General features: G+C 60.0%; 4 protein-coding genes. 1 reads left to right on the top strand and 3 read right to left on the bottom strand.

What is annotated here, in order from left to right; genetic code table 11:
- Positions 1 to 404 precede the first annotated feature (404 nt).
- On the top strand, positions 405 to 1,334 hold the full coding sequence (locus EN925_RS21380) for a transglutaminase-like cysteine peptidase (protein ID WP_127369906.1): 930 nt from the start codon (positions 405 to 407) through the stop codon (positions 1,332 to 1,334).
- Between the two features lie 49 nt (positions 1,335 to 1,383).
- Here the strand turns inward: EN925_RS21380 and EN925_RS21375 are convergent, their stop codons facing one another.
- The 3 genes from EN925_RS21375 to EN925_RS21365 all read right to left on the bottom strand — a co-directional run.
- Positions 1,384 to 2,025: a ribbon-helix-helix domain-containing protein gene (locus EN925_RS21375; RefSeq protein WP_024502654.1), complete on the bottom strand. Its 642-nt coding sequence runs from the start codon at positions 2,023 to 2,025 to the stop codon at positions 1,384 to 1,386.
- Complete coding sequence (locus tag EN925_RS21370) at positions 2,015 to 3,304, bottom strand: HlyD family type I secretion periplasmic adaptor subunit (protein WP_127369905.1); 1,290 nt, start codon at positions 3,302 to 3,304, stop codon at positions 2,015 to 2,017. The genes EN925_RS21375 and EN925_RS21370 overlap by 11 nt, the downstream gene beginning before the upstream one ends.
- A gap of 42 nt (positions 3,305 to 3,346) precedes the next feature.
- Positions 3,347 to 5,454: type I secretion system permease/ATPase (locus EN925_RS21365; RefSeq protein WP_128336885.1), on the bottom strand; the 2,108-nt coding region annotated here is incomplete at its 5' end.

The raw sequence follows: 5,454 nt of genomic DNA, 5'->3' as shown, positions 1-5,454 counted from the left end.
ATGTCTGATCGCCGTGTTCACTGGACGCGGAATGCTCGTTCAAGGAACCCGAAAAGCTGTCCAACTCGATATTGTTCGTCATGGCTGAAACCCCTCCGATATTTACCGGATAGAGACAGCGGCCATTTCTACTTTGCAACTGCCCCCTAATCTATTTCATATATTATGATATGCATTGCTCGGCATTTTTTACACGTGGTAAACCGCGACAATATAACCTGATATATGGTGGCCTCCGGAGGCTTCCCTGACGGAGGACTGGCCGGGATTTTTTGGTAAATCAAAGTATAAATCGAATAAAATTTTATATAAAAGGGATGAAGACAGTTGCTGGATATTTATCCACCTTCCTTTCCAATAATTTGAGACAAGATTGGTAGCGTCCACAGTCAAAGGTGGGCGTTATGAAAAAGCAAAAATCGGTTCCGGGAAAAACCGGGCTCCAGATGCTCCTGCTGGCAATCGGGCTTGTCGGCCTGGCGGGGCCGTCATTCGCGAGCGATATCGCCGCACCCGGCAAGCCCCAGGAGAAGGTCCAGACGCCGCCCTGTCTCGGCGGTGTTTCACTGACGAGGCCCCAGCCCTGGCAGCCTGCGGACGCTTACCGGATCGGCATGGTCACCGGCAGCTATAGCCCGGATGTCGACCGCGGGGACGGCTCGTCAACGGCGCGAGATGACGCCGGGATAGATCCGGTGCAGACCGCGTCGATTATTCCAGGGGTCTTCGGATCGGTTGCCTTGTCCATGCGCAATTTTCCCGTCGCGGCGCGCTGGGCGCCTGTCTACCGGGCAATCACCGCTTGTTCGGCAGGCAGCCCCTGCGAGCACAAGAGCACGGCTTTTGCCGGCATGATCGCCGCCGCTCAAGACAAGGGATTCAGCGAAAAGCTGTCCTTCGTCAACAGCAGCGTCAATCGCCTGATCGCCTACAGGAAAGACAGCCTCGTCTACGGCAAGCTCGACTATTGGGCGAAGCCGTCGGAGATTCTCGAGCGGCGAGCCGGCGATTGCGAGGATTTTGCCATCCTCAAGATGACCGCCCTGCTGAGGGCCGGCATTCCGACGCAAAGCATGGCGCTTGTCGTCCTCCAGGATCGCAAGAGAGGCTTCTTTCACGCAGTGCTGTCGGTGAGCACAGGCAGCGGCACCTTCATTCTCGACAGCCTCAGCAACACCGTTATGCGTGACAGCGATCTCCCGGATTACGTCCCGCTCTATTCGTTCAGCACCGACCGGGCCTGGATCCACGGTTCAAGACCGGGCGGCGCCCAGATGGCCGACATCAAGGGCGGTTTCGCAACCGTCGCACCCGGCGAAGGTTTTCAGCCATAGGGTTTCGGCCAGTCCAAGCCATAGGTTCTCGCCAAGGACTGGCGGGCATTCAGCCGCCGAAGACGAACGCCATCAGCAGCTCCGGCTCGAGCACCGGAGCCCGCACCGCATTCAATTGCCCCCGGTAACGACGGTCACCCGCGCCGATGACAAAACCGGTGGCCACCGGCGATTCGCCATTGGCGTCGAGCCGCGTGAAGATGTCGGCCACATTGAGATCCAGCGCCAGCTTGAGGTCGTGCCGTGCGTCATCGCTTGGGGCGATCGGCAATTGGCGTTTGACCAGTTGCTGGAACGGCGCGTTGAACGACAGGATCTTCTTCGAAGAAGCCAGTGCAAAGGCCGGAGACGGGCACGCGACCAGTATGGCGTTGATGGTGTTGATCGATGCAAGCCTTCGCAAGGTCAGGTTTTCGTCCCCCAATCCACGCATGCAGGCCACCCTGATCGCGGATGTCAGATTGCCTGTCTGGGCCTGGCTTTCGGCGATCTCGTCGATGAGCATGCCGATCGTGCACTTCCTGCTTTCGGCCATCTGCTTCAGCGACATCCAGAATGCCCGCTCCAGACGAATGCCGCGCCGTATGCCACCGCGCGCCACGACCCGAAACTCCAGCCCGAAATCCTCGGCGGCGACTGGCGCAAGCAGCCGCTCGCGATCGGAATGATGAGGGCTGGCGCTACCGCTCACTCATCGCCTCCTCGCGCGCCTTGTTGATCGGCTTCAGGAGGTAGTGCAGGATCGTCTTGCGCCCGGTCTTGATGTCGACCGAGCAGATCATTCCGGGGATGATCGAATAGGCCTTGCCGTCTCTTTGAAGCGTCGATTTGTCCGTCGCCACGCGCACCTGATAATAGGGCTCCCCCGTTTTCTGATCGACCAGGCTGTCGGCTGTGATGTTGGAGACCTTGCCCTCGATGCCGCCGAAGATCGAGAAGTCATAGGCGGTGACCTTGATAAGGGCTTCCTGGTCGGGACGGATGAAGGCGACATCCCGCGGCGAGACCCGCGCCTCCACCAGCAACGTTTCGGAGGTTGGCACGATGCCGGCCACGACGGCGCCAGGCTGGACGAAGGCGCCGACCGTGTTCAGCTCCAGCGTGTTGACGATGCCGTCCACGGGAGACCGGATATCGGTGCGCGCGACCTTGTCGGTGGCTCCCCTTATGGTCTCATCCACCACCGAAAGGTCCGCCAGCGCCTGGGTAAGGTCGTCCAGCGCCTCCTGCTGCAATTGCAGGCCGAGTTCCTCGACCTGAAGCTGAGCTTCCGTGATCGACGATCTGATCTTCTTTATCGTTTCGCCGGCAAGGTTCAGCTGGCCGTTGAGTTCGGTCTGCTCGCGCTCTACCCGGAGCTGCTCGGTCCTTGCCATCAGGCCTTTCTTGACCATCGCATCGACCAGTTTTGCCTCCTGGTCGCTGACCGCCAGGTTCTTGGTAAGACGATCGGAATTGGCCTCCGCCTCGGCAAGTTCCTTCTCGCGCTGATCGAGGCGTGACTTGAGCACGGACAGCTTGTTGTCGAAGTTCCCACGCCGGGCGATGAGCAGCTTCTGTTCATTGTCGCAGATTTGCGGAGCGACCGACTGGATGTCCTGCGGGCACGGAAATGGGCCCGAGAGATTGCCGGCCTGTTCGTATTTCAGCCTTGCTATGCGCACTTCCAGCGCGCGCGCCTTGGCCTGCTGCTCGCCAAGGCTGGACGTGTTGAGCGTGTTGTCCAGGCGGATGATGAGATCGTTCTTCTTGACGACCTGGCCGATCGTCACGGCGATTTCCTGAACCACACCGGCCTCGCTCGCCTGGATGATCTGGGTCTTGGAAGCAGGTATGACCTTGCCGTCGCCGCGTGCGATCTCATCGACTTCGGCAAAGGACGCCCAGGCGACAAAAACGACGAAGAGCGCTCCGATGATGAATATGGACGCCGACGCAAACAGCGGCGGCCGATCTTCCCTGGCAAGCATTTCCCACGCCCCAACGCATTGGATGCAGCAATAATTGTTTTGTCAGGCGCTTGTTTTCTGCAACGCCTGTATGACTTGGTCCTTCGGTCCGTCGGCAACGATTTTGCCCTGTTCGATAACGATCAGGCGGTCGGCCAGTTCAAGCATGCTGAACCGATGTGTGGAGACGATCAGCGTGGTGTCGCGGTCAAAGGCGACTTTGAGCTGCTTGATCAACTGGCGTTCGGAAGCAAGATCCATCGAGCCCGACGGCTCGTCCAGAAAGACGATTTTCGGTTTGGTCAGCAGCAGGCGCGCGATCGCCACCGTCTGCCTTTGGCCGCCCGAAAGATTGGTGCCGCGCTCGCCGACATTCATGTCGTAGCCGCGCGGGTGGCGTGAGACGAAATCGTCGACGCCGGCCGCCTTTGCCGCTTCGATGATCTGTTCGTCTGTAGCCTCGGGGCATGCCATCAGGAGGTTTTCCTTGATGGTGCCCGAGAACAGGTCGCCGGCCTGCGCAACGATGCCGACCGCGGCGCGAACCTCGGACGGGTGATACTGGCGAATGTCGATCCCATCCAGCAGCAACTCACCGGAAGTCGGCAGGAAGAGCCGGCCGACCAGCCGACCCATCGTCGTCTTTCCCGATCCTATGCGGCCGATGATGCCGATCCGCTCACCCGGCTTGACCGAGAAATTCAGGCCGGTCAAAACTTCGTTTTCCGAGCCTGGATAGACAAACCCGACATTCCTGAACACCATCGCGCCCTTGCGGATGGGGCGGTTGACGAAGCCCACCGTGTCGGGCCGGTCTTCCGGTTGAGCCATGATCGAATTCACCATCCTCAGCGAGAGCATGGCCTGGCGGAACCGGGACAACGTTATGGCGATCTGGCCGAGCGGCGCCACGGCCCTGCTCGCCAGCATCACCGTTCCTATGATTGCTCCTGTCGAAACATGCCCTTCCGAGAAGGCATAGGCGCCGGCCACGACCAGGGCGACGGTCACCAGCTGCTGTATGGACTGGGTGATGTTGCCCGCCGCCGCCGAAAGCTGCTTGATTTTCTCGGACGTGTTGGCGGCGTTCTTGGAGTGCTCTCCCCATTTCCGCAGCAGATACGCCTCGGCGCGCAGCGACTTGATGGTCTCCAGCGTCGAGATGGATTCGACCAGCAGGGCCTGGCGCTGCGATGCTTCGTTCATCGAGGCGGCGACGCGCTTGCCGATGCGGCGCTGGGTGACCAGGCCGACGATGACGGACATCACGAAGGCCAGCGCCGGTATGATCACCAGCCAGCCGCCTATTGCATAGATCACAAGGAGAAAGACGAAGACGAATGCCGTGTCGATGAACACGCTTATGGTGTTGGAGGTGAAGAACTCCCTGACGAATTCATATTGCGTGATCCTGTTTGCGTATTCACCGGTCGAGCCGGGGCGCGCCGAAAGCGACGAGTTCAGCACTTTTTCGAACAGCAGATAGGATATCCGCAGATCCGCCTTGCGGCCGGCATAGTCGATGAGGGAAGCCCTTGCCGTCTTCAAAAGCAGGTCGAACAGGATGACCGCACCGATGCCGAGAGCCAGGACCCACAGTGTCGATATTGCCTTGTTCGGCAGGATCCTGTCGTAGACGTTCATGGTGAAGATCGGCGAGGCTATGGCCAGCAGATTGATGAACACCGCCGCCAGGACGACTTTCGAGTAGGTGCGCCAGAAAGCGCCCATCGTCCCCGTAAGCCAATGTCTTCGCTCGATCCTGGCCGCCGAGCCGACCGACATGGTCTCGGCGGCATTGGCATAGGTGATCGAAAAGGAAGCGCCGCCGCTGATGTAGCTGGCGGCCAGTTCCAACCGGCCGATCGTGGTGCGGCCGTCTTCCTGGGGCGCGGTGATATACGCATCGCCTTCGCCTAGAGCCAGCAGGGCGACGGGCAATTGGCTGACGCGAAAGACGATGGCCGGCAGGTCGATACGCCCCCTGAGAAAATCGCGATGATTGAACTCGGTGACTTCCAGGCCGATGCGTTCGGCAAGGTGCCTGATGTCGTCGGCCGCAATTCGCGTGTCCGAGAGCGGCACGCCGGCAAACAGCACGGTCTCCGCGCTCGGCCTGCCGAGATATCCGGCAACGGCCGAGAAGCAGGCCTTGAACGCCTCCTTCGGGG

Source organism: Mesorhizobium sp. M7A.F.Ca.US.006.04.2.1, from assembly GCF_004022915.1.
Lineage (GTDB): Bacteria > Pseudomonadota > Alphaproteobacteria > Rhizobiales > Rhizobiaceae > Mesorhizobium > Mesorhizobium ciceri.
Note: the sequence above shows the minus strand (reverse complement) of the source record. Positions and strands in the feature narration are given on the sequence as shown.